This is a genomic window from Paenibacillus sp. J22FR21 (genome assembly GCF_056269135.1).
This window is the reverse complement of record NZ_JBWDNJ010000011.1, coordinates 159330-186046: the sequence shown is the minus strand read 5'-3', so window position 1 is coordinate 186046 and position 26717 is coordinate 159330. Positions and strand designations below refer to the sequence as shown.

The following is a 26717-nucleotide window of genomic DNA, read 5'->3' as shown; positions in this document are numbered from 1 at the left end:
GTTTGGAAACGCTTACAGGTCTATTCTAGCATTGGAACAGAGCCGGATAATATATACAAAAATATGATAACAAGTAAAAATATACGATGTTCTGCTCTGCTCATGAACAATAGAAAAAACCTCGATAGCCCAAGGTTTGGACATCAAGGTTTGTTCGTTTATCTCAAATCTGTTACCTGCTGGCCGGAAAGATAACTTCTATTTTCTCTCCCGGCAAACACTCGTAGGTTAACTCTACTCCATGAGCATCCACTTGAATATGAAGTCCGTTCTCCATTCTGGTCACATGAAGATCAAAGCTTCTTCCGAAGGCTTTAACGGCACGAAGCGCCATGTTGTTCCACTCAGCAGGAAGCTGCGGGGCGCAGGTGAAGGAATCTAGCCCTGTCGGCTTTATCCCAAAAACACCTTCCGTAAAGATACGGCAATATAATGCGCTCTCTGCGGATAAATGTCTCTGGTTGCCTTCAGGGAACGCTTCAACCGCATAAGGGACATGGTCCCCCAGAAGCCTTCTTCTTGAATAGGCCTTCAGATATTGGTGCGATTGTTCGACTTCTCCCGCCATGAATGTCGCTTGAAATCCGTATAGCGTAGAGCGATCCCAGAACGTCTTGTCTCCCGACTGTGTGGCAAGACCATCAATCGTCCACAGATTAGGTGAATATAACGCGCTAACCGTGCCCTCTTGTCGATCCATAATTCCCATGGTCAAAGGCAAACAAATCCAAGAGCGTAATTTATCATTGCCTTCGTAATAACGATAAGTTTCGTATCCATCGACTGTTGCGCCGAAATAACGTTCTATCGCTTGCCTTAACTGTACAGCTTCCGTACTATATTGTTCTTCCATCGTTTCATCACTCAAAGCTCGCGCTAATTTAGAGGCCGCACATAAAGCCCCGTAGTAGAGGGAAGAAGTAGAGAGATTAGCTTGCCCTGTAGGAAATCTACCTTCAAGCTCATCCGAGTCTGATGCAACCACCCCATCTGTCGTTAGCTTGCGTTTACAGTATTCCAAGCACCACTGAATCGCCGGCCACAGTTCTTGAGCAATCGATAAATCCCCCTGGGCAAGCGTAAATAATGAGGCGCCATAAGCATACATGGCCGCATCTCCCCTGTCCCCGGCGCCTTCCCAAATATCAACGCCTTCCGCAATAATAGAGGAAGGAATGCGCGAGTAATCAGGACCCATAAAATTGCGATATAAACGGTAACAGTTTAAGGAAGCCTCGATTCCCGCAGGATCTCCTAGGTATGGAAAGAAAGGACCCACATACTCCGCTTGATCATTGGCCCAGATCGCAGCATAATAGGAACCTCCTCCAGGTCCGTGCATGAAACCTCCCTTTGTAGCGAATATGCTCTCCGACGCCCGCAGCTTAGCAAAATCAAACATTTGGTTAAGCACGGGGTCCGGCGTTTCAAGCTGCAGACTGGAACGGATCCGACTTACGAATTCTGCTCGCTTCGCCTCTTCTTCTTCCCCGCTACAGACTTGAATCGTTTCAAGCAGCTTTCTTCCGCTGATCGTCAAATAGAAGGAAAGCTTCTCTTCCGGCTGTAAGGTAACTTCGGATGGCGCATCGTGGCTAACATCAAGTACATAGATCCCGTAGACCCCTCTTCGGGTGATCGTATGCGTTAGAGGGGATATCTCGATCGTCATGGACTGCTGCGAATCGTTAACAAGCGTATATTTCTCCATTGCCGCGCTGGAATCCGTGGTCGGGAAGAGCAAATGTTCGATTCGAAGGTTGTTGTCCGTACGGCTCTTTATGGCAAGCATCCCATTAAACGTGACTTCGTATGGTTTCTCCGACCGAACCCGCTCACTGTTGATTGTGAACTCGGGTATGATTTCCGCACCATATTCTTGGATTAAGCTGGCATGGGTATCATTAGGAATCGTCCTGAGCATAGGCCAGATCACGCCACGCTTCAGCACCAACTCTCCCTGATGATCAATCCCATAATTGACGATCATGGATATTCGCTTGCCGCTCATTTCAATATGGTCCTCGTGCGGAAGCTTATTATCCTTCTTGATATCCCAATTAATCGTATGCGGACTGTTTAGCGACCAACGGTCGCTGGTTTGTATGGTATGCACACCAATCCCCCCTCTAGTAGTAGTTCGATTCACTGCTTTGCATCACCTCTTATATTAGGGGACTTTATTAGAATGGAGCATGTACATACCCTCACGGTATTGTCTTTTTCATCACTTAATGACAACGTTTACATCCATATACGAAAGAAATCCCCCATCGATATCCAATGGGGGATTTGTCCTGCCGTACAAAGGTTATTCATTAACCATCAATTCTCGTTCACGCCAACAGCGTTAAAGTACCTTACTCCCATTCGACCGCATCGGGCACCAAATCCGCCGAAAGGTTGAGTACCTTTCCTTCAAATCCGGCAATATCGATGTTTGAATCAATCTTTGTCTGCCACCAACTACCTGTTCTTAAAACGAGTTTAAACTTGGTTGCAGCTTCATTCTTAATGTAAATCGAAAAATGATTGTCGGCAATTCCTGATATACAACCATTTCCATCAGGTCCATTGCTATTGGTCGGCACTGCCGCACCAACCGAAAAATCATCGTTAACAAGGTAAATCTTGATGTCTCCAGGTTCTCCATCATCATGAAAGTCAGCCACTGTAATCCCTCTCTGCCCCCAACTATCATAACCATCAGGCAATGTTGAGGTGTTGTAAGAGAAATTAACCAGGGTATACCCCTCAGGAATAGCGGGACCTTCCACACCTTCAGCGTAGAACGCTATGTGGTCGATATAAAGCTCGCCGTCATAGGCTGCGTCCGGAGTAAAGTAAAACCAAATGGAACCCGGATTTAGCGCTTTAACGATCTTATGCTTCTCCAAGTTCTTCAGAAGCCACTAGACGGTTTGCTGATACAAGCTGTCCAGTTGAATCCTTACCCCAAGCCGAAATTTGTACTTGTTGTTCTGATAAACCGCTCGTTGTAAAGACAAATACATATGCATCAGGGTTTACCAACTCTCCGTTACCCTAAACACCACATCAACCGTGTTTGAACCTCCTCCGCCAATGTTCGTCACAGCTAATGTCACGACCTGATTCTCAGGAAGAGTAAAATCCAAAAGTTCTGAAGAAGCTAGTATTCTGGAATCACCTGCCCCACCTCCTGTAACACCTTGAAACACCACTTGCCCTCCAGTAATCGTTGTGGAAGTATTGTTTACCAGCAGAGCCGTTTCACTATCAGGAATGATCGTGGTAGCTGTGGGATAATTAACAAATGATCCATTTAGCGTTCCTCCAACGAGTAATTGGTAGCTTAGATCCACGGATGAAATAATATTGATTTCTTCTAGCTCCACCTGAACTGAATTGGTTCTAGCTGAACCCGTTGGGAAAACCGCTTTTCTTGTAAAAGAAATAACAGGGGTCAGCGTTGATGTAACATTTGTAATTCTCCTTCTTTCCGAAGTAACTCTGAAAGTAGGAACATACTTTCCAATAATGCTATATTGTCTTCCTCCGACAAACAGGCTATAGGCTGCTGCGGTTCCATTATTATCGATTTGTGCTCTTAAAGGAAGATTGGGGTCAATAAAACTAGTTTGACCTATTGGCGAGAATCGATGAACGATAATAACCTCTTGCGCTAAAGTCGTAGGATCAGGGATGACCACTCTAAATTCAATTACTCCATACCCATACCAAGTAAACACGATATGAAATATATTCCCTTTAGATAGATTAAGCGTCGCTCCGCTTGGTCCTGTTCCGTCTAGTTTATCTACGTTCCATGAGCCTTGAGGGATTGTTGTATCGGTTCCACCTCTGCGAATTGCCACGAACACATTTGTGCCATTGACTCCAAAAAAGGCCCCATTCTGACTATCAAATAACCCCCAGCGCCCAACCTGATTGCCTGTGGGCAAAGTAGGTATCCGGACACCTATTCCTGCTTCCCCTGCGTAGCCTGGTTCATATCTGCCTCTCAATACACTCTCTAAAATGGCTGAATCTGTTCCACCAACGGTATTACTTAAATTGTATTCCGTTGCATTATTTGTAACCGTCCCGCCTCCAGCAGTCGTTACAGCATCTCGCAAACTAGATAGACCGTATACAGAAGTTAGCTCCACAATTGGGGTTTTCTGCGATACTCTTAGCTCATCAAATTGCGAACTTAAATTTGGGCCAATATTTGAGATAATAATATCTGACACGATATTTCCCCCCTTTCCTATTATTTTTCACCATTCTTCTGTAAGGCTAAAGGTTGCAGTAACAGGATTAGTACCGCCACTTAAATTCGCTACAGCTAGCGAGACAATTTCAGCATCTGGCAATTGGAAATCCAATAATGAAGCAGAGGCTAAAATTCTAGCACTACCGTTAACTCCAGCTGCTAAGCCTTGTAATAATACTTGACCACCCGAAATTGTCGTTAGATTATTATTTACCAGAAGAGCTGTCTCAGAAGCCGGGATATTAGTCGTCGCAGTTGGAAAGGTTGTAAACGCTCCATTAATTGTTCCGCCTAGTATGATTTGATAGTAAATATCATCTGAAGTTACAAGGTCAATACCTTCTAATTTCACACTAACTGAATTCGTTCTACCTGAACCTGGCGGGAAGGTTGCCTTTCTTTGGAAGGATAAGATCGGTGTAAGAGTTCCTGTTGCCGTTACTGTTCTTCTTTCTGAAGTAACCCTGAATACCGGACTATATTGGCCTAGGATGCTATATTGTCTTCCTCCAACAAATAAATTGAGTCCAGATGCCGTACCGTTATTAAAGATTTCTGCACGAAGAGGCAGGTTAGGATCAGCAAGACTTGTTTGCCCATTCGGCGAGAATCGATGAACGGTAATCACTTCTTGCGCTAAAGTCGTCGGATCCGGGATGACTACTCTAAATTCAATTACACCATACCCATACCAAGTAAAAATAATTTGAAATATATTCCCTTTAGATAAGCTAAGCGTCGCCCCGCTTGACCCTGTTCCATCTAATTTATCTACGTTCCAAGATGCTTGAGGAATAATAGTGTCAACACTTGCTCTTCTGATCGCTACAAATATTCCATTCGCTACACTCTGGCCAAAGAATAAGCCATTTTGATCGTCAAATAGACCCCATCTCACCATTTGGGCTCCTGTTGGTGCAACAGGTAAACGAATACCTATTCCTGCTTCTGCTGCAAAACCTGATTCATACCTTCCTCTCTCCGAGCTTTGAAGGATGGCAATATCTGCTCCTGATGCTGTCGTAGTTAATTGAAACTCCGTATTATTACTGCCAACTGTGGCACCGCCTAATGTGGAAACAATGTCTCTTAGATTGGATAAACCATATACCGAAGTCAGTTCAATGATTGGAGTTTTTTCATTTGTTCTTACTTCACTAAATTGAGAGCTAACATTTGGCCCTACTCCCACAATGGTTGGGGTAGGGTCGATAGTACCTGTTGCTCCTGTTGCTCCTGTTTCTCCGGTTGCTCCTGTTGCTCCTGTTGCTCCTGTTGCTCCTGTTGCTCCCGTTGCTCCTGTTGCTCCGGTTGCTCCGGTTGCTCCGGTTTCGCCTGTTGCTCCGGTTGCTCCGGTTACTCCGGTTGCTCCTGTTGCTCCTGTTTCACCCGTTGCTCCCGTTGCTCCCGTTGCTCCCGTTGCTCCCGTTGCTCCCGTTGCTCCCGTTGCTCCCGTTGCTCCCGTTGCTCCCGTTGCTCCCGTTGCTCCTGTTGCACCTGTTGCACCTGTTGTTCCGGTTGCTCCGGTTGCTCCGGTTGCACCCGTTGCTCCTGTTGCTCCATTTGCTCCATTTGCTCCATTTGCTCCTAACATTTCCGAAGCTACGATTCGGTGAGGAGTTACAAGTTGCCCCGCACCATCTTTTCCCCATACCGAAATCTCAATTAGATCTTTTGCTACACCGTTCGTTGTAAAGACAAATTCAAAAGCATTAAAGTCCGCATAATAATTTTTCGTTATGGCTTCATTTGGATTTACATTAATTAATTCAAGTACATATAACGTTCTGGTCCCGTTTAGGTAATATCCTTGTATCAAAATATTCGCGATATTGACTAAATCTCGATTATCAATTTTAATGGTCAGCTGTTGTGTTAGCCTCACACCACTGACTGGATTATTTTCTATCGGTCCGGTTGATAAAATAGCCATTTATTAGATTCTCCTTTACTTGCAAATTTTTTAACGGAAACCACATTCCCGGTAATTATTCAACTCATAATAGTCAATCTATATTTACTGCACCTGAATAATCGAAACAGAACCATCCGTGAAAGTGGTTGTTGCCGATCCATTATAAAGAAAATCTATTGTAATAGCAGTTGAGGTAGCATCAGCTAAGAATGTACCAGATACGCTTACATTAGCGTCTAAAGTGCCAGTAACTGATCTACCTGAAAAACGACTCTGAAATACGGTATTAAATCTTGGTGTAACTGTAACGTTTCCATTTACAGAACTAGTTGCCCTGAAAGTGTACGAAACCATATAAATGTGCCCTATTGCTAGTACAAAGGTCGTACTTGTTGGATGCAAAATGTTAGATCCATTAATAAATGAGGTTGTATACGAAATTGCTGTCCCATTTGCTACAGATACTACACTGACATTAAATAGTCCGTTTTGTATCGTGGCATTTACACCAGTTGCTCCTGTAGCTCCTGTTGACCCCGTTGCTCCTGTTATTCCTGTTGCTCCTGTTGCTCCTGTTGCTCCTGTTGCTCCTGTTGCTCCTGTTGCTCCTGTTATTCCTGTTATTCCTGTTGCTCCTGTTGCTCCCGTTGCACCTGTTACTCCGGTTACTCCCGTTGCTCCCGTTGCTCCTGTTGCTCCTGTTACTCCTGTAACTCCTGTAACTCCTGTAACTCCTGTAACTCCTGTTGCCCCGGTTTCACCAGTGACTCCCGTTGCTCCCGTTGCACCTGTTACTCCTGTTACTCCCGTTGCTCCTGTTACCCCTGTTGCACCTGTTACTCCCGTTGCTCCCGTTGCTCCTGTAACTCCTGTTGCCCCAGTTTCACCAGTGACTCCCGTTGCTCCCATTGCCCCTGTAGCTCCGGTTGCCCCTGTTGTCCCTGTTACTCCAGTTTCACCAGTTGCCCCTGTTGCACCGGTTTCACCAGTGACTCCCGTTGCACCTGTTACTCCTGTTACTCCCGTTGCTCCCGTTGCTCCTGTTTCGCCGGTTGCTCCAGTGACACCTGTTACTCCTGTGGCTCCTGTGGCTCCAGTGACTCCGGTTGCACCTGTCGCTCCTGTGACTCCCGTTGCTCCTGTGACTCCGGTTGCTCCTGTTGACCCCGTCGCTCCGGTTCCTCCGGTTGCTCCTGTTGCTCCGGCTGCCCCGGTTACTCCCGTTGCACCTGTTTCGCCTGTTTCGCCGGTTGCTCCGGTTGCACCTGTCGCTCCTGTGACTCCCGTTGCTCCGGTTGCCCCTGTCGCTCCTGTTGCTCCAGTGACTCCGGTTGCACCTATTGCCCCAGTTGCCCCTATTGCTCCTGTTTCGCCTGTTACTCCAGTGACTCCGGTAGCCCCTGTTGCTCCTGTTGCTCCTGTGACTCCCATTGCTCCTGTTTCACCAGTTGCTCCACCAGGTGCTCCTGTGGCTCCGGTAACTCCGGTTGCTCCCGTAACTCCGGTAATTCCTGTGGCTCCTGTGGCTCCTGTGGCTCCGGTAGCTCCGGCTGCTCCTGTGACTCCAGTTGCTCCGGTTGCCCCTGTCGCTCCTGTGACTCCTGTTGCTCCAGTGACTCCGGTTGCACCTGTCGCTCCTGTGATTCCCGTTGCTCCAGTGACTCCAGTTGCACCTATTGCCCCAGTTGCCCCTGTTGCTCCTGTAACTCCAGTAGCTCCTGTAGCTCCTGTAGCTCCTGTGACTCCGGTCGCTCCTGCAGTAGTTCCATTTGCACCTAATAATTCTGAAGATACGATACGATGAGGAATTACAAGCTCTCCTGCAGAATTTTTTCCCCAAACCGAAATCTCTATTTGTTGATTTGCTAAACCGTTCGTTGTAAAGACAAATTCAAAGGTATCTAGATTCACAAAATAATTCTTCGTTATTGCTTCATTTGGCATTACATTAAATAATTCAAGTACATATAACGTTCTTGTCCCGTTTAGGTAATATCCCTGAAGCAATATATTCGCATTATTGTCTAAGTCTCTATTATCAATTTTAATAGTCAGCTGTTGTGTAGGCCTTACACCACTGACCGGGTTATTTTCTATCGGTCCAGTTGATAAAATAGCCATTTATTTGATTCTCCCTCCTTTTTCATTTTGAGAATCGGAGAAAATCCACACACCGATTACTTGATTGCCCCCTTCTCTACTATTTGTTGAGCCAACGACCAATCCACTATTTTACTATTTCAAATACTCTATTATCTTTCATAGAATATTCATATTTCATCTCAAGGTGCGGACAGTCTGAGATAATATTCGAGCACGATTCCTAATAGATGAGAGAAACGCACTAATGGTGGTGTACGAATACAAAGAGGCTAGTCTGCTCATTCTGCAGACCACTCGCTTAAATCAAAAAAAACGTAAAAAAGAAGAAAGGGCGGCATTAGGGGTTATCCCTGCGCCGCCCGATCTCCAAGTTTATTTATGTATATTCATGTCGTTCAGGCTCTTTCATGTGAATAGTTTCTAAGCCAGTATTAAATTAGTAAGCTTAATTTCAGTCTCTAATTTATAACAAAAACATCACTGCATGTAAGCTACATTAAAGAGTCAGTTTAATAATCTCTAATGAGGCATTTACAATCAATTGACCATCCAGACTATTAGTCAAGTTATCCGCAAAGCCTACATTTCTTAAAGTTATGGTTGCACTTGCCGGAACAGTAATGATAGAATGGCCAGCTGTCTGAAAGAAACTATTTACTGAATTATTTACACCAAACCCAAAAAGTGTTTGCGGAAGCGGTGTGCCATTTAACACGATCGCATATGCAGTTTGTATATTTTGGTTAACAGTTACACTCCATTGGACATGGTAATCACCTGCAACTAAGATTGTTACAGCAGCTGTTCCTGCGGTATGGGAGATCCCGCCTATCAGTGGACCGTTATTGCTGAAAATAACATCAACATTGGCCCCTACAGCCTGATTTCCTAAGTTGTAAACATAAGCATATGCGGAAGAGACGGTTCCGGTTGCTCCAGTTGTTCCTGTGGCTCCAGTGACTCCCGTTGCTCCGGTTGCTCCTGTGACTCCCGTTGCTCCGGTTGCTCCTGTGACTCCCGTTGCTCCCGTTGCTCCGGTTGCTCCTGTGACTCCTGTTGCTCCCGTAACTCCCGTTGCTCCCGTTGCTCCTGTGACTCCCGTTGCTCCCGTTGCTCCGGTTGCTCCTGTGACTCCTGTTGCTCCCGTAACTCCGGTAACTCCGGTAACTCCTGTTGCTCCGGTAACTCCGGTAACTCCTGTGACTCCGGTTGCTCCTGTAGCTCCCGTAACTCCCGTAACTCCTGTAGCTCCTGTAACTCCAGTGACTCCGGTCGCTCCTGTAGCACCTGTTGCTCCTCCCGTAGTTCCATTTGCACCTAACAATTCCGAAGATACGATACGATGAGGAGTTACTAGCTCTCCCTCAGAATTTTTTCCCCAAACTGAAATTTCTATTTGTTGACTTGCTAAACCGTTCGTTGTAAAGACAAATTCAAAGGTATCTAGATTCACAAAATAACTCTTCGTTATTGCTTCATTTGGCATTACATTAAATAATTCAAGTACATATAACGTTCTTGTTCCGTTTAGGTAATATCCCTGAAGCAATATATTCGCATTATTGTTTAAGTCTCTATTATCAATTTTAATAGTCAGCTGTTGTGTTGGCCTTACACCACTGACCGGGTTATTTTCTATCGGTCCAGTTGATAAAATAGCCATTTATTTGATTCTCCCTTCTTTATCATTTTGGGCATAGGAGAAAATCAACACACCTATTACTTGATTCCCCCTTCTCTACTTTTGATGAGCCAACATCCAATCCGCTATTTTTCTATTTTAAATACTCTATTATCTTTCATAGAATATTCATATTTCATCTTAGGGTGCGGACAGTCTGAGATAATATTCGAGCACAATTCTTAATAGATATAAGACACTCACTAATGGTGGTGTACGCATACAAAGAGGCTAGTCCGCTCACTTTGCAGACCACAGGGGTTATATCCCTACGGTGCCCGATCTCCAAGTTTGGTGTCCTTTATTTAATAAAATGAATAAAGCCAGTCAGATCAATTGTTTGACCTGACTGGCTTTACATTCGGATTTTATAATAAAATCAAATCAAGCGGATTTATGGCTACGATTGAGATTTTCGATATTTTACATTGAGACTTACCGTACTGATTCTGTCTATAAATGAGATTTGCCGGTCGCCCGACACTTTCAAAAGGATATAGTGCTCTCAACCCTGTCAATGTTTCAAAAAAGCCTTAGTTTAATACCGCCCTACAAACAAATAATGAGTAGGGTGTCGGGAATATTTAAGCTGCATTGCTTATTATCAGAGCGGCTGCATCGTAAAGGAGCTGAATTTAGTAAAACCCTCTGACTCTCCGTATACCCCTTTGGCATAGAGACCAATTCGCGGCGCAGTGAAGCACAAGAAGCGGTTGCTTCGTTCGGGGTACAGAAATTCCGCTGATAATGCGATGCCGGTTGCTTCGAAGACTTGGCCGTCTATCGAATAGAGCAGCGTAATGATCTGAGTCTTCGTTTCTAAACGGATTTTGAGCCAAAGCCGCTCGCCAGGCCGAATAGACAGGCGCCATGTACCAAGCGTTGTCTTTAGCACTTTCACATATTGTCCCACCTCTAAATAGAGGCCTTCGTGCTCTTGATTCTCGTGCAAGCGTCTGACGTCAAAAGACTGGGCGGCCGTCTGACCGAGTCCGTTTCGAACATTGAAGAACAGGAACGCGTCTGCGTCTCGATACATCGTCATCCCGGCTTCCTCGCCCCTGCTCTCAGGATGGAAGGCAACCGTGGCCGTCGCCTCAAATCCAAAACTCTGCCAGCGTCTTGTTAATATCAGAGTCGATTGGAGTGAGAAGGGGATAAACGGTTTGCAAGCTATCCGAAGCCCTTCGGATGACAAAGAATACCCCTCTTCAACAGGATGTCTAACCCATTCCCAATCGGGTGAAAGCTTCGTACCGGTAAATTCATCATGGTGCTCGCAAGCCGGAGCTTGTGCCACTCCGACTTGCGGAAGCACTATAGATACGCTAGGTTCACCCGCTTCTCCGACCGTGAACCATTCATCATCCGTCCATTGCACCGGCTGAAGGAACGTCTCCCTGCCAAGCGGGCAAAAGCCCCCTGGCGTTAATGGTCGACCTCCGAGGTGGAACATCCACCAGTTGCCTTCCTCATCTTGAACAAGCTTGCCGTGTCCCACCCGCTGTATTGATTTCTCGGAATCACGCTGCATAAGCACAGGATTATGCGGGCAAGGCTCATAAGGCCCCCAAATCGAGCGGCTCCGCGAAAGCGTTTCCATGTGTTCGAAGAAGGTCCCCCCCTCAGCAAGCATGAGGTAGTACCATCCGTTTCGTTTCAAGATATGCGGCGCTTCCGGGGCAGCGCCTCCAGTTCCCGGCCAAACCTGCTTAGCTTCACCGACGAGGCCGGAACCGTCATGCTTCATTTCTTGCACCCATCCGCCGCCGAACACTAAATACCGCTTCCCGTCGTCATCGTTGAAGATCGACGGATCAATAAAATGATGATTGAGCATAGTCGCCTCGCTGTAAGGCCCTTCCGGTCGGTCGGCCGTGAATAGCAGCGTCGTGCAGCGCGGCTGACCGTGGTAATAGGGAACGACTACCCAGAACTTGCCGTTATAGTATGAGATATCCGGCGCAAATACGCCGAAAGAGTCCGGCATCCCGGTTAGATCGAGTTGACTCTTCCGTGTAATGACATGACCGATCGGCTTCCAATTCACCAGGTCGCGGGAATGCAGAACTTGAACGCCAGGAAAATACTGAAACGTCGACGTCACCATATAGTAGTCGGAGCCTACTCTGACTATTGATGGATCGGGGTTATCTCCGGGGAGTATCGGATTAAAGACTTGCTGAGTGGCATCGATCTTCATAGCTTGCTCCTTCCTCGAATCGGCTGTTGCGGACTTGGCCAAGGCAAGTCGTACGAAGGTTCATTCACGTACCGCTCCATCGATAAACGCAGCGTGATGCCTGTCCCAGCAGGCATGGAAACGTGCAGCCATTTTCCGTTTACTTCTACGGATCCTAGAACCTTGCCCAATTGATCAATTATTTCTCCATGGCCAAAGCTGTGCTCGCCGAATACGCCGGCTTGAACGATTAACTCCCGATCATCGAACGAGCTCGTATTAACCAAATGCAGTGTCATAGAATCCGCCTCCAGCTTCTCTACTAGGGCTGAAACTCCGGCAGGTAAACCCGGGCGTTCAGCCGTCACGTCAAAATATCGAACGCGGCCATGCTGAAGCCCTCCATGAGAAATATGCATCGGCCCTCCCAAAGTCAACTGAACAAGACCTTCAAAGTAGAGCGGACACATCTCCTGCCAAATGTGAATGGCGGAGTACATCCCTTCGCTATAATGCTCCGTCCAGCTGCGCGGATCGCCTTCCGGTGACCGCATTTTGGCCAATTGGTTGCCGATCATCTCGGAATTGGCGCTAAGAATTCGTCCCGGGTAGTCCGGATTGAGTCCGCGGATATATTGAAACCATGGCTGCGTATTGCCAATGTAATGCTTCGTTTCGCGGCCTGTTCTTGGATCTCTTCCGGAAAAAGCCGGTACAATAACCTCGTTCCAGTCATGGTCCTTCGCAATTCGCTCGACGCGGCCTAGGTCTTCGTCCGCCATCGACATCGTCCATAGATAGATCGGATATTTGGGCAGCGCTTCACGGAAGTCCGTCCAGCCGGAGTCAAAATGCTTATAGGGAACAAGCCATTTGCCATCTCTCTCTCGTCCCAGCTTCCAGTTAGCGTCTAACTGCCCCCTTGCTAACCGCAGCCCATTCATATTCCCGGTTAGCAACACGGTATTCATGCATGCGTTCGTCAGCGGTTCAATAATCGTCATAAACCCATGTGGCCAGCGCCAACCGTAATATCCGCCCCACCATTTGCCGTCGTTATACTCTCCGATTTGCCCTGTCAATCCGATGTTGTCGGGAATGATGCCTCCGTTTATACGTGTCCGTTCCTGCCACGCATCCACATACTCGATCACCCAGTCTTTCAGCTTCTGATTCCCTGTGTGAAGAAATGCATGCGTAATCAATCCCGTAGCGTTCAAATTAAGCGGAACATCGCCGCGGTTCATTCGTTCATTCATTATTCGGATGATGTGCTCATAGATGCCGTCGTTCGACCAAGCGCATTTCATGCTATCGAAATCCACGCCCGGAATATCCTCATATGGAGCTAAATAATCGTCGAGGATGCCACGGTGCGTGCTCCAATCCTCTCCATCGACTTCAAAACGCGGCCCTCGGCTCCCATTTAGCGGGGAGCGGATTAGCTTCATATCGGAATCATAGTTCGGCGCTTCCGAGTCTTCCCCTGTGTACATGCGCGCAAAATTAACGGCGCGCTGGCGGTCCTTCAGCGTCGCTGGCCCCGCCAATCCAAGGAAATAGAGATAGAGATAGCCTTCTCCGTGGTGCATCCAGTCATAATAGGCATCAAATTCCCGGTGAAGTTGACCGTACTCTGTCCACTGCCAGGTGATACCGTCCCAGATCCTACGCGACACTTCATAAAGCTCGCTGCTTCCGCCAAGCACATAGAGCAGTGCCAGGTTCATGAAGCCTTCATAAGGATCGTCCGATCCGTCCATACCCGGCCAATGATCAAACCAAATGAGCGTCCCGTCCGGACGCGTATAACGTTCGACGAATTCCCTGGCCGCCTTGTTCAAGGTTTCGAATAGCTGCTGCTCCTGAAGCGCCCATTGCGGAGGAACGATACGTGTCTCCGCGCGTACTTTAGCCACCACGTTAATGCTTGATGTCATTACATTCACTCCTCTAAAAACTAGTCAAACAATGGCTGACCTTGGAACAGATCATAAACGCTCTGAAGTTCTTCCTCTTCCAAGCCTCTCCCATCGCAGTAGGACAGGTTGGTTCGAAGAGACGTTCGCGAGGATGTTCCCGTTAATGTCACATGAATAGCGGGATGGCTTATGCTAAACCGCATGGCCGGTTCAATAAGGCCCTTTGGCTCCGATTTGCGCAGGAATTGCAGCTGGTCGATGCGGCTTTGCGCTTTACTTGAGATTTCCTCTTCCAGAAAATGAGCGGGAGCATCCGCCAGCATGCCCAGTCCCAGAACGCTGCCGTTGATGACGCCGATACCGGTTTCCTGCGCAAGAGGCATCACTTCATCCTTAGCCGTATGGTCGATCAGCATATAACGGGTATAGAATTGAACGGCATCGAAGCTGCCTGTCCTCATATAGTCCATTAGTAGAGGCAGAACACGCGTCGTTACGCCTGTGAAACGAATTTTCCCATCCTGTTTCAATTTCTCGAGAGCAGGAACAGTTTCGCTCATAATGAGATCGACCGATTGCGATTCCACATCGTGCAGCTGCAGGATATCGATCCAATCGGTTTGCAGCCTCTGTAAGCTCTCTTCAACGGAGCGGATCGTGCTGTCGTAATCGTAGCGAAGATCCGAGCGGACCGCTTTCGATGCGAGAATGACTTTATCTCGACGTCCAGCAAGCGCTTTGCCGATTCGGCGTTCGGATTCGCCCATGCCATACTTAGGCGCGGTATCGATAAAATTAATTCCGGAATCGATTGCCTCGTGCACGAGGCTTTGCACCTCCGCTTCATCCGTCTTACCGAAGTCGCCTGCAAGCGGTGCACCGCCAAGGCCGAGCTTGGAGACTCTAAGGCCGGTTTGGCCGAATGTTGTATAAATCATAGCGTTACCTCTTTCGCTGCTTGATGTAAACGAGGAGGATTGCGAATACCGTTAACTTCTATTAACGCACTGACAGGCGTTGTTTGAATTGGCTCCCATGGGAAATCGCTCTTCAGACCGATCAAGCTCTGATCGATCGGTCTAAAACCGAGCGCCCAAGCAGGCGAGTCCGAACGAAGTCTGAAATCTCCACTCTCGGCATCCACGAAGAGCGGATCCTTGCCGAATACGGTATGTGCATCGTGTCCATAAGCCGCCTTCCAGTTCTCATAGGAGAGATAAACGGTACTTTTATCGCCCATAAGTACATCTGTTGACCCCATCGGCTCGTAAATGAGATTATGATCGAAGCCCGCAATCCTCTCTGGCAGCTCACCATCATAAACAGATGTATAAACGGGATTCCCCGCAAAGCCTTCGGGAAGGTGTTCAAAGCCATAAATCGCGGTCGTATTATTGTTGTATAGGATGTTGCAGCCAAGCTTCAAACCATAAGAGACCTCGGCAAATTCTTGCATCCAGATCGCCCAAGTCAGTCCGTTATTCGCAATTATGTTATTAAATACCCGATTCTCAATGCCTTTCTCCATAATGCCGAAAGCATGACCGCCGTGTATCCCATATACGATATTGTTCGTGACTGTCATGTAATCCGAGCAGTCATCTAAGTAGATGCCTCCGAACCAGTTGCGCCAATGGTTGAGATTGACAAAGTCGTGTACGCAGTTATGATCGTATACATTCCCCGTACCTACTCCCCAAGATTCAAGGCCTGCACCGTCTTCTGAATTCGTCATCACGTTGGAGATGTCATTAAACAAGATCCGATTATTTCGGGTATAAAGAAAATCATAGCGATTGTCTCTCGTCACCGGGATCCCATAGATAGCTCCATGATTTTCGAGGACTCCGTAACGATCGCCTTTCATGGAAATGCCATATCGAGGCGCCTTCAAAATGCGATTATGAGAGATCTCGTTGTCACCGCTTTGATGAAGCTGTATACCGGAGCCTCGCGTCAGCTCGAATTTGCCGCTGTCAAAGATGAAATTGTTGGATACGACATTGAACTTGTTGACATAAGCATCTTCTGCAGACAGAAACGGTCCTTGGTCAAAGGACCAACCCGTAAAATAAACCCCGTTTAAACCGGAGCCTTCAATCCAGTTTCCATAAATCTCGTTATGCTGTGCATGCTTGTTGAGCCATATTCCGCACACGCCGGCATTCAAGAGCTTGCAATTCACAACCCTAATGGATTCCGCATTTTCCATATAAATGAGACCGTGCTTTGTTTCTTCACGCTCTGCGTTGCCGTTTACAAAATCAATGGAGTCCACATAATCAAAATGCTGGATAGTATCCGTTAATTGAAGCTGCAGTCCAATAACTTGAATGTTCTTTACCGGGGTAGAAGGCGAGCTTCCAACCAGACGGAACATATCTGTCATGGTCGGTGCGGCAATTACCGCGTTCGTGATTTCCCCGCTTCGCGGCCAATAGAACAGTTCTCCTTCTTGTGTATCTAAATACCATTGCCCTGGGCCTGTAAGCGAGCTGCTTGCGCAACGAATCCCCCATTCATCGTGTTCGATTAAGGATTGAAATGACCAATTACGACCAACCTTCGCTTTATAGACGCTAAATTTGATGTGCTCCCAGTTTGTAATTCGTTGTCCTCCGTAGAGAATCGGCGTTTCGCCCGGGTAATTGCGGTACTGAACGTTAAATCCGTTTGAACCGCTATCTCGTTCGTCAAGCACGAACTCGCTATCCAGATAATAGATGCCTCCACGCAAATAAACGACGTTATCCTTCGTCATTAGGCCATTAATGGAGCGGACGCAGTCGCGCGCCTTCGCAAGCGTCGCAAACGGTTCTTGTTCCGTACCGGGGTTCCAATCACTACCATGAACAGATACGTAATAATTCAAGTTCAACGTCTCCTTCAACCCGTTCTTAAACAGAAAGCGGCTATATTTGGAGCCCGTAGATTCCAAATATAGCCGCGGCACCCATTACACTTATGGATAAATCAGTCTGTTATTGAACGTGATATTCTGTATATTTGGATGCTTTTGCAGATGCGGCAGCCAGCTCGGTTTGAGCCCATTGAAAGTTTTTATCCGCACCTAATTGCGTTGCCTTATCGATCAGCTCTTGCTTAAGCTCGTTGAATTGCGCGTCATTCTTCGCGTATACCATTTTCCATGACATCGTTTTGAGGATTTCACCCAGCTTCTGCTGGATAACCTTGATATCATCCGATGGAGCTCCTGCGAGTGCCACTACGCCATCGTCTTGAACAACCGTCAGATTCTTCTTGGCATAGTCATACACATTCAACGAATTATTCGCAGTCGCCCATTCCTGTTCGGCCGACGTCAGGTTTTTCTTCACGAACTGCGACCAACCTTCATGCGTAATCGACTCGTTCGTTCTTGGATCGATGTTCCATTTATTTAGCATCAAGAAGCTTTCATATCCGGCTGTGGAAGGATCGTTCTTCGCCACTTTCTCCAAGTATTCAGGGGCATACTCGGCTTTGCCGTTGTTGAGCGTCCATGCCTTGCCTTCGACGCCATTCATCAGCTCAGTCGAGCCCTGTACCGTCGCGGAATAGTTCAGCAGTTGGATAATACGGTCCGCATTTTTGGAATTTTTGCCGATGCCGAATACGTAACCGCCGCCGACCGGCAATTCTGCTTGTACAAGCATTTTCGCTTCGTCTTTCGGGAACAGCGGAATCATGCCTGCCATCGGATTGGATTTGACGAGATCATTGCCGTTAAAGATTTGCGATTGCCAGCCCCACATCGTCGTAAGTACACGGCCTTCTTTCGTTTTGCTCTCTGCATTCGGCCATTTTTGGGAGATCGAATCGGGATCAAGGATACCCTGTTGGTTCGCTTTATGGAAGAATTCTACGCCTTTCATGTAATCGCTGGAAGGATCAAATACACTCTTAAGCTGTTTGGTAGTTGGATCGTATTCCGTGAATTGCAGCGTTCCCGAGTTTGCGCTGACACCCATGTATCCCGGAATCGTAAAGTCGACCAAGCTCATACTGATGGAATCCCAATCGCTCCACAGCTGCAATGGATATACTTTCTGACCTTTGTCATTCTTCGGATATTCCGTTTGCATTGTTTTCAATGTGTTCAGCAGATCATCATAAGTTTTCAGTTCCGGAGATCCGGCATTCTTGTAGAGATCATATCTGGAATAGAGAGCCATATGAAGAAGGTTCGTTGGCTGACTGACGCCGATTTGCGATGCCAAGCCATACAGCTTGCCTGATCCATCGCTATAGTTGTCTCTCATGTATTGAAGCATCGAAGGCAGATTATTTGTGATGTCAGGACCGTACTGCGCGACCAGATCATCCAAGGACATCAGAACGCCTGCCTTGACAGCGCTTTCGAATTGCTTTTTATCCTTGAACTCGATCAGGTCCGGCATATCGCCGCTTGCCATGATTGCGGAGAGCCTTTCGTCGAATTTATCGCCGGCGAAGATATGATCGATTTTCAAGCCGAATTTCTTCTCGAAGATCTCTGTTGAAATCTCATCGCTCTGAACGCCGGAAAGACTGCTTGGCCCAATCAACGCCGAAATTTTGACTGCTTCAAGCGGCGCCTTCTCCTCAGTTGCAGTCGTCGTGTTATTCGAATTCGCCGCGTTCGCCGTGTCGTTCGAAGCCGCATCACTCTTCGTGTTTCCGGTAACATTACCGTTATTCCCCGTGTTCGAGCTTCCACAGCCAGCCAAACTTGCAGTGAGCATCGTAGCGATTGTCACCGCCGCTAAAGCTGAAACCTTCTTCTTCATTCTTGTGTGCCTCCCCATTTGTATACATGCGTCTATATTGTAGTTCTACCCTTTCACTGCACCTAGCATAATCCCTTTGGTAAAATAACGTTGCATAATAGGATAGATGCAGACAATCGGGAGAATAACAACCATGGCAATCGTCATGCTGACCGCGGTCGGTGTGAGCGTGAAATTCGAGGCCGATAGGCCCGCTCCACCGTTAACCATAATTTTGCTGGCTAACGCATCCGCTTCCGACATGAACTTGTACAAGACAAATTGCAGCGTATTCAGCCGTGAATCTGTGATGAGAAACAAATTATCGCGCAGGTTATTCCATTGATTGACCGATTCGAATACGGCAACCGTGGCAAGAATCGGTTTGGACAGCGGTACTAAGATGCTCCAGAATACCCGAAATATACCGGCTCCGTCGATTTGGGCTGACTCCTCCAAGGCGCTCGGGATGCTCTCCAGAAACGTCTTGATCAGAATGATATAGAACGGAGCAACGATGTACGGAATGATATAAACGGCGAACGTATTCATCAGATGAAGGTTTTTTATGTTGATAAACCATGGAATCAAGCCTGCATTAAAGTACATCGTGACCAGCACGAACCGGTATAGAAATTTCCTCATAAACATGTGGGGCTTTGTGAACAAGAATGCAAGGAATGACGAGCCTGCGAGCGTACAAGCTGTACCGACAACCGTTTTGAGAATCGTAACCCACAGCGCCATGCCGATTCCGTCAAGCTTTAGAACTTGAATATAGTTCTGGATATTGAATCCCTTCGGGAATACGACCAGCGCACCGGAAGTTACCCATTTGTTGTCGCTCACCGTGAGCACGAAGATGTAATACAAGGGAAAAATACATAACAGCGCAAACAGGATAAACGCCGTACTGTTGATGAAGCTGAAGCTGAAGCTCCCGAATGATGCCTTTTGTTTCATGATGGGCAATCCCCTCTTTAAATGATTCCTTCTCCGCGAACCTTCTTCGAGGCAAAGTTCACCGAGAACAAGAGCGCAATGCTGACAACCGACTTCAGTATGCCGACCGCCGTGGCAAACGAATAGTTATAGCCTGACATGCCGTTTCGTATGCCGACATTGTACACATAGAGATCGAGCACCTCGATGGAATCGGTGTTCAGTGCGTTCTGGAATACCAAGTACTGATCGAGGCCGTTATTCAAAAAGTTGGCTATGCTGAGCATCATCAGTACGAAGAAGGTAGGCATTAAATGCGGTACCGTGATGGACCACATGATCCGGAACCTCCCGGCGCCGTCGATCCTGGCTGCTTCATACAGCTCGTTGTCTATCGACGTTACGGCGGCAATGTAAATAATGGCTGTCCAACCGATCGTTTTCCAAGCCAAGTACGCCGTTTGAGTCAACCAGACATGGCTCGAACTAACCAAGAAGTTGATCGGATCCTCAATGATATGAAGCTGTATCAGCAGCTTGTTGATAAAGCCATCGGATTCCGAGAACATGGAGAATGCAAACGCATACACTAACGGCCAACTTAAGAAATTCGGAAGCGTCGTCAACGTTTGAATGGCTTTCTTCAGCGGCTCAAACTTCATCTCCACGAGGAATAGCGCGAATATTAGTGGCAATACTTGAACGAGCAGGCTTAGGAAACTAATGCCTAGCGTATTCGACATAATCCGCTTCACTTCGTCGACTGTGATCGGATCGCTTAAAATCATTTTGAAGAAGAAGAACCCTTTGAACTCCGAATCGAACAACTTATGGCCGAGCTTGTAATCGAAGAACGCGTACATCCATCCGTAAAGAGGCAAGTAGCTGAAGATGAATACCAGCGCTATGAATGGCAAAGCCATATAAAACAGTTTCTTGCCTTCCTTCTCGGAAACGGTTACAGTTTTACTGCTTGCTGTGCTGCTCATTGTTGAGTGTCACCTCCCTTGACACTAATGGTAACGGAGATGGAGGATGACGCTCAATTGTCAAAACTCTTAATCGAACTGTCAAAACTCTAGAGCCTTTTCACACGATCATCAATTGTGCTATCTTAGATGCTAACTGGAGGGACCTGTCACATGTATAACGTGCTGATCGTAGATGATGAACCGATCGTAGTCGAAGCATTGAGGAAATCGACCGTGTGGGATGATTTTGGCCTTGATGTAATTGGGGACGCTTACAACGGAATTGAAGCCCTTGAGTTGATGGAGAAACACCAAGTCCATCTTCTGATTACGGATGTTCGTATGCCGCAAATGGATGGAATCGAACTCATTCGCAGCATCCATCAGCGTGGATGGGACGTCAAGATTCTTATCCTAAGCGGTCATGACGATTTCTCATATGTAAAGCAGGCTGTCAAGCTTGGTGTCGAGAATTACATGCTGAAACCGCTGGATAAGAACGAATTCGTTGCAAGCATTTCAGCGATCGCCCTGAAGCTGCAGGATACCACGAACCGTCAGATCGGACTTGCCGAACAGTTGAATGCATTTCGCGAGAACATCCTGCTTCGATGGGTTTCAGGTTCTATCTCACGAGCCGAATTGCAAGAAAAATCACAAATCGCTCAAATCGAGCTGAATCTCGATTGTTTTCGCATTGCGTTAATTCGAGTTCTGAGCGGCGAAGATAACGCACAGAAGCACAAGGTTGCCTTAACGATCCGCGATCAACTGGCTCAATGGTTTAACCACGATACGCTGCGTTTGTCTTTCTGTGACTCTTCCTACGACGTGGTTGCCATTTTCTCTGAACCCACTGAAACAAGCGGCGGCGCTCCCCTTCTAGGCCTGCTGAAGCTATTTCTTTCCGAGATTAAAGCTCGAAATGACCTCCAAATCTTAATCACGATCGGGCAACGGACAACCGATCTGCTTGGCGCAGATCTCAGCTATCAGTCCGCCAAAGAGCTGCAAGGCTACAGTTTTCTATTGCCTCCGAACAGTCTGATCGATTCCGACGATGATACGAAGAACCACTCCGGACAAGAACAGATACCGAGCCTTCCTTACGAAACCATCAATAACCTGATTTTGGCCGGAAGGAAAGAAGAGTGTTTGGAATTGACGCGGGCCGCGTTAGGAGGTCTGCAAGACGCATCGCATCTCCCGCTTTCACAGCTCAAGAATGAGCTGCTTGAGCTGCTGTTTCAAATCGCCAACACCGTGAAAAAGTCAGTTGTTAATCCGCAGCATGTTCCCGATCAGTTCAAGCATCTTTACCTTCGATTCGAGTCCTCTACCCGATTCGATGATCTGGCTAAGCTTGTTTATGACACTGTTGCCCTCGCTTCGGATCTCTTCGGCGATAAGAGCGGCACTGCCAACGCGACGATAAAACCGATCTTGGACTATGTCTTGCAGCACTCAAATCAAGATTTATCGCTAAAGACGTTGTCCTATAAATTTAATATCAATGCGTCTTATTTGGGTCAACTGTTCCGGAAAGAAACCGGGATCTTGTTCAGCAGCTACCTGAACCATCTGCGAATCGAGAAGGCAAAGGAACTGCTATTGCAAACCGACATGAAAATGACGGACATAGCAGCCAAAGTCGGTTACTTGGAACCAAGCCATTTTTATAAAATTTTCAAAAAGGCGACCGGTGTGTCACCGGCAGAATTCAAATGAAAAAACGGATACGCATCAAGCTCTTTACCCGAATCCTGTTGCTCTATATTCTGGTTCTATCCGTTGCGCTCTATATTTTCACAGGGTACGTATCCAGAAACTCCTACGCATTGCTGAAGGAAGGACAAATCGGGATCCATCAGCAAATTATCGCAGCGCTGCAGAATACGATGAACGACCGTACGAAGACGATTAAAGACATCCTGCTCAAAATATACGATGACGAACAGTTATTTGCTTATATCATGAGTATGATGGACGTTACGGACCAGTCAGAAACTGTGCCCCTAGACTCCTATGAGAGAAAGAACATGGCTTACAAACTCGAAGACCTATTAAGCCTCGACCGTAACATTAACAACCTCATCTTCTATAACAGCCATTCACAGAGGGCCTATTTGTACATGTATGATTTGGACTATGCCTTCTTTGACCATACCGAAGCGATCCTGCAGAACATTCCCCGACTACGGGATTCTTCACAGGAGAGCTTTATTGTTCCTGCCCATCCTGGGAAATACGTGGCCTCCCAAGCATCCAAGAACTACTTTGACGTCGCCAGTAACTTTTACTACCCGAGCTCCAGCCTCTTTCTGGGTCGGTTCATTGTAGAATTCGGGATGGACGACCTGCAATATACCATCAACCAGTTTGGCAAAGACATGAAAGGCTATTTGCTTGTGCTAACGAAGGATGGGGAGGTTGTCTTCGATTCGTCAGCTGCCTTCTACGGGCGAAAATATCCCTACTTCGAACAGCTCCGCCAATCGTCGGATTCCGTGATGTTGGCCGAGGACAGCATGGTCAGAATGGCCAGCTCCGATAAAGACCCTTTTATTTATGCAGCCGTATTGCCCAAGTCAGCATTGAAGAAGCAGCTGAATATTTTTAACAACTCCACTTATATCGCCGCCATTATTCTGTTGCTCTTCATCTTCTCGGTTTATTTTCTTGTAACAAGCATAATATCCAAGCGGGTTAACCGCATCGTCAAAGCAATGAGCAAAACGGTTGAAAGCAATTTGGCTTACCGTATCCCTCTGAACAATAAAGATAATGAATTCGAACAAATCGCCGTCCATTTCAACAAAATGTGCGACAGCCTGCAGGACCATATTAATAAGTCTTACGTTTACGAGCTGCAGCAAAAAATCGCAGAAATGAAAATTCTCGAGAATCAGATCAATCCGCATTTCTTGTACAACTCCCTAGAAGCGATCCGAGCTAGACTAGAGATCGACGGGAATGACGAGGGCGGAGAGATGATTCATTCGCTCGCTGCTCTCTTCCGGGCATCGCTCAAAGCAGATTCGGTCGTCACCCTGGCTGAAGAAATCGACTTATGTAACATGTACCTCAAAATATTCAATGCGAGATATCAAAACTTCTTTCACTACGAGATCGAAGTCGAACCGTCGATTATGGGGTACGGCATCATTAAATTGATTCTCCAGCCGCTTATCGAGAACTATCTCATGCACGGCTTCGACCGTAAGCGTCAAAACAACCTGCTTACGATTCAGGGCTACAGAGATGAGAATGATCTGCGTATCACAATAGCCGACAACGGAAGCGGCATTGGACCGGATAAATTGAACGAAATCAGGCAGAAACTGATCCTCTCATCACAATCTGCCGAAAGAGGAAGCATAGGATTGTACAACGTTAACGAGCGGATCAAGCTGTTGTTTGGAGCAGCCTACGGATTGGAAATGGAGAGCTCCGAGCTCAAAGGAACGACGATTATCGTTCGAATCCCCTGCAGACAACCGCATGAGATCAAAGCGGCCCAGCTCGAGATTGGCAACGTTTAATTAGGCAAGGCAACACCAAGAAGGCCCTGTTAGTGTTCGAATGGAAAGAACTGCAACGACCTTTTCAATTATCCCGATGATGTAAAAAAGCCAGTTAGATCAATGGTTTGATCTAACTGGCTATAATATCTGGTCTCATTTAGAAGATTTAGTAATCCTCATTAAATATTGTATATAGTCTCAACTATAACCATTACTCGCATCATTAAATTACAATTTCACCAAATTACTTATAAGCGCGCATCGCCTTGCCGAGCTCCTTAAGCGACGGCTTCTTGCCATACATCAGCACACCGGCGCGGTAAATCTTCGCGGACAACCAGCCGAAGACAAGGATGGAAGCCAGCAGTGTCGCAATCGATATCCACACTTGCCACAGCGGCGGGTCGGACAAGCCGAGTCGTGAAACCATCGCGTAAGGCGCGAAGAACGGGATAAACGAACAGATCTTCATCAGCATCGAGCCCGGATTGTTCATGCCGCCGAAGATGCAGATATAGAAACCCGCGAGCGACAGCATCGTAATTGGCAATACCGCTTGACCGAGATCCTCGGTACGGCTGACGATAGAGCCGACGGCTGCGAACAGCGTCGCGAACAAGAAGTAACCCGTCAGGAAGAATACCAGTGAATACGTGAGCAGTACCGGATCGATGTCGCTCAGTGAAATGCCCAGATCGCCGAGCTTATCCGCGTTCTGTGGCAGCGTCATGTTGATCACGATCACGACAACATAAATCGCCATCTGCAGCAGGACGACTAAGAACATACCGAAGATTTTGCCGAACATGGCTTTCAGCGGCGAGACGCTCGTGATGAGAATCTCCATGACGCGGGAGCTCTTCTCGGCCGTAATTTCGCTTGCAATCATCTGGCCACTGATCATAATGGCCATGAACAGCATGATGATGATGACGTATACCGTTCCGAAATCCATCCCCTGCTGTGCCTTCGTTTTGCCTGAACCGATCGATCCTGCACCTTCCACAGTAGAGATCTGCACGGAATCAAGCTCAATCGGCTTCGTCAGGAGCGCCTTCACATCGTCGCTCAATCCGCCTCCGCCAATGACCGCTTCCATCTTAACCACCTGCAGCGCCGCGGACAACGATGACGACACCTTCGATTCCATCAAGCTCTCGGACTTATAGGTAATCGCTGGGAAACCGCTCTCCTTACCCGGCGAGAACTCAATATAGCCATGAATAACATCATCGGCCACAGCCTGCTTCAGCGCTTTCTCATTGGCTTCCGCCGAACCTGCATCCGCAATTGGAACCAGCTTCAGCTCAGGCTTCTCCTGTTTCCCGTAGTAGTTGTTAAGCATATCCGCAATTCGCGTGGTGGTGAATAACTCTGATTTCACCTTCTCGCTCGTGCTGTCCAAGTAACCAACCGCAGTCGGTTTCCCTTCGCCGCTGAACTTATCGATCATGTAGGGTAAATTGATGACAATGCTCATGATGATTGCAATAATGAGTGTCGTAATCAGAAATGCTTTTCCGCGCACCTTATTCTTCGCCGTAAAGCCGACAACCGTCCAGAATCCGCTATTCATGGCTCTCACCTACCGTCTTAATAAAGATTTCATTGAGCGTCGGTTCCAAGATTTCAAAACGATTCACGCCGGTTTGCGCCATGGCCAGCTCCAATACAGGGCGGCCTGCTGTCTCATCAGTGATCAGCAGCTCATAGCCATACTCATGTCGTTTCACGTTCATGACGCCGCCGATCGCTTCAAGACCGGTTACCTCGCCGTCCGTAGCCAGAATAATGCGCTCCCTGGGAAACTGCTTCTTAATGGCTTTCAGGTTGCCTTGCAGAACCGTATTCGATTTATGCAGGATCGTAATATTGCGGCACAGCTCCTCCACGTGCTCCATCCGGTGTGTCGAGAACAAGATACATGAACCGGCATCACGCAATTCCTTAACGGTCGACTTGAGCAGTTCCACGTTAACCGGATCCAGTCCGCTGAACGCCTCATCCATAATAACGATGCGCGGATGATGGATGACGGCAGCGATAAATTGGATCTTCTGCTGATTCCCCTTGGACAGCTCCTCGACCTTCTTGTTGTAGTACTCCGGCACGCCGAATCGATCCAGCCAGCGCTTCAAGTTCTGGTCGGCATCCCGCTTGGACATGCCGCGCAACTGTGCGAGATAGAGGATCTGATCAGACACCTTCACCTTCGGGTACAGACCGCGTTCCTCCGGCAAATAGCCGAGTCCCTTCAGCAGTTCTTTCCCATACGCTTTGCCATCATATCGAATGCTCCCGGAATCCGGATAAATAAGGCCGAGCACCATACGCATCGTTGTTGTTTTCCCTGCCCCGTTGGCGCCGAGCAATCCATAAATCTCACCTTGCGCAACTTCGAAGCTGATCCCATTAACAGCTGTTTTGTCCCCATATTGCTTAAAAACATGTTCAAGCTTCAACGCATTCAT

General features: G+C 47.3%; 17 protein-coding genes. 2 read left to right on the top strand and 15 right to left on the bottom strand.

Features of this window, described 5'->3' with window-relative positions:
* Positions 1–172 precede the first annotated feature (172 nt).
* From AC0YNS_RS28680 to AC0YNS_RS28620, 13 genes are all read right to left on the bottom strand, one after another.
* Positions 173–2116, bottom strand: a complete 1944-nt coding sequence (locus AC0YNS_RS28680) for a glucosidase family protein (protein WP_475784336.1) — start codon at positions 2114–2116, stop codon at positions 173–175.
* A 244-nt stretch (positions 2117–2360) separates the two neighbouring features.
* On the bottom strand, positions 2361–2897 hold the full coding sequence (locus AC0YNS_RS28675) for a hypothetical protein (protein ID WP_475784335.1): 537 nt from the start codon (positions 2895–2897) through the stop codon (positions 2361–2363).
* 129 nt (positions 2898–3026) lie between these two features.
* Positions 3027–4235 carry a hypothetical protein gene (locus AC0YNS_RS28670; protein WP_475784334.1) on the bottom strand — a complete coding sequence of 403 codons (1209 nt, stop codon included), beginning with the start codon at positions 4233–4235 and terminating at the stop codon, positions 3027–3029.
* Positions 4236–4262: 27 nt separating this feature from the next.
* Positions 4263–6191 carry a hypothetical protein gene (locus tag AC0YNS_RS28665; RefSeq protein WP_475784333.1) on the bottom strand — a complete coding sequence of 643 codons (1929 nt, stop codon included), beginning with the start codon at positions 6189–6191 and terminating at the stop codon, positions 4263–4265.
* 84 nt (positions 6192–6275) lie between these two features.
* Positions 6276–8294 carry an exosporium protein gene (locus AC0YNS_RS28660; RefSeq protein ID WP_475784332.1) on the bottom strand — a complete coding sequence of 673 codons (2019 nt, stop codon included), beginning with the start codon at positions 8292–8294 and terminating at the stop codon, positions 6276–6278.
* A gap of 478 nt (positions 8295–8772) precedes the next feature.
* Entirely contained in the window at positions 8773–9939 is a 1167-nt protein-coding gene (locus AC0YNS_RS28655) for a hypothetical protein (protein WP_475784331.1), read from the bottom strand.
* A gap of 622 nt (positions 9940–10561) precedes the next feature.
* Positions 10562–12160, bottom strand: coding sequence for a glycoside hydrolase family 43 protein (locus AC0YNS_RS28650; protein ID WP_475784330.1), 1599 nt, complete (start codon positions 12158–12160; stop codon positions 10562–10564).
* A complete protein-coding gene (locus AC0YNS_RS28645) occupies positions 12157–14079 on the bottom strand; it encodes a DUF8034 domain-containing protein (protein WP_475784329.1) in 1923 nt (640 codons plus the stop codon). The genes AC0YNS_RS28650 and AC0YNS_RS28645 overlap by 4 nt, the downstream gene beginning before the upstream one ends.
* 20 nt (positions 14080–14099) lie before the next feature.
* On the bottom strand, positions 14100–14999 hold the full coding sequence (locus AC0YNS_RS28640; protein WP_475784328.1) for an aldo/keto reductase: 900 nt from the start codon (positions 14997–14999) through the stop codon (positions 14100–14102).
* Positions 14996–16933, bottom strand: a complete 1938-nt coding sequence (locus AC0YNS_RS28635) for a right-handed parallel beta-helix repeat-containing protein (RefSeq protein ID WP_475784327.1) — start codon at positions 16931–16933, stop codon at positions 14996–14998. Before AC0YNS_RS28635 ends, AC0YNS_RS28640 begins: the two co-directional genes overlap by 4 nt.
* Positions 16934–17042: 109 nt before the next feature.
* Positions 17043–18830, bottom strand: a complete 1788-nt coding sequence (locus AC0YNS_RS28630) for a type 2 periplasmic-binding domain-containing protein (protein WP_475784326.1) — start codon at positions 18828–18830, stop codon at positions 17043–17045.
* Positions 18831–18875: 45 nt separating this feature from the next.
* Positions 18876–19772, bottom strand: a complete 897-nt coding sequence (locus AC0YNS_RS28625) for a carbohydrate ABC transporter permease (protein WP_475784325.1) — start codon at positions 19770–19772, stop codon at positions 18876–18878.
* Positions 19773–19789: 17 nt separating this feature from the next.
* Positions 19790–20740 (bottom strand): ABC transporter permease subunit, encoded by a 951-nt coding sequence (locus AC0YNS_RS28620; protein ID WP_475784324.1) that lies wholly within the window; start codon positions 20738–20740, stop codon positions 19790–19792.
* A gap of 153 nt (positions 20741–20893) precedes the next feature.
* Here AC0YNS_RS28620 and AC0YNS_RS28615 point away from each other — a divergent pair, with 153 nt between their 5' ends.
* Both AC0YNS_RS28615 and AC0YNS_RS28610 read left to right on the top strand, forming a co-directional pair.
* Positions 20894–22450: a response regulator transcription factor gene (locus tag AC0YNS_RS28615; protein WP_475784323.1), complete on the top strand. Its 1557-nt coding sequence runs from the start codon at positions 20894–20896 to the stop codon at positions 22448–22450.
* A complete protein-coding gene (locus tag AC0YNS_RS28610) occupies positions 22447–24264 on the top strand; it encodes a sensor histidine kinase (RefSeq protein ID WP_475784322.1) in 1818 nt (605 codons plus the stop codon). The genes AC0YNS_RS28615 and AC0YNS_RS28610 overlap by 4 nt, the downstream gene beginning before the upstream one ends.
* A 226-nt stretch (positions 24265–24490) precedes the next feature.
* On the opposite strand, the gene AC0YNS_RS28605 is transcribed toward AC0YNS_RS28610, so the two are convergent.
* Positions 24491–25822 carry an ABC transporter permease gene (locus AC0YNS_RS28605; protein WP_475784321.1) on the bottom strand — a complete coding sequence of 444 codons (1332 nt, stop codon included), beginning with the start codon at positions 25820–25822 and terminating at the stop codon, positions 24491–24493.
* Positions 25815–26717, bottom strand: a complete 903-nt coding sequence (locus AC0YNS_RS28600; protein WP_475784320.1) for an ABC transporter ATP-binding protein — start codon at positions 26715–26717, stop codon at positions 25815–25817. The genes AC0YNS_RS28605 and AC0YNS_RS28600 overlap by 8 nt, the downstream gene beginning before the upstream one ends.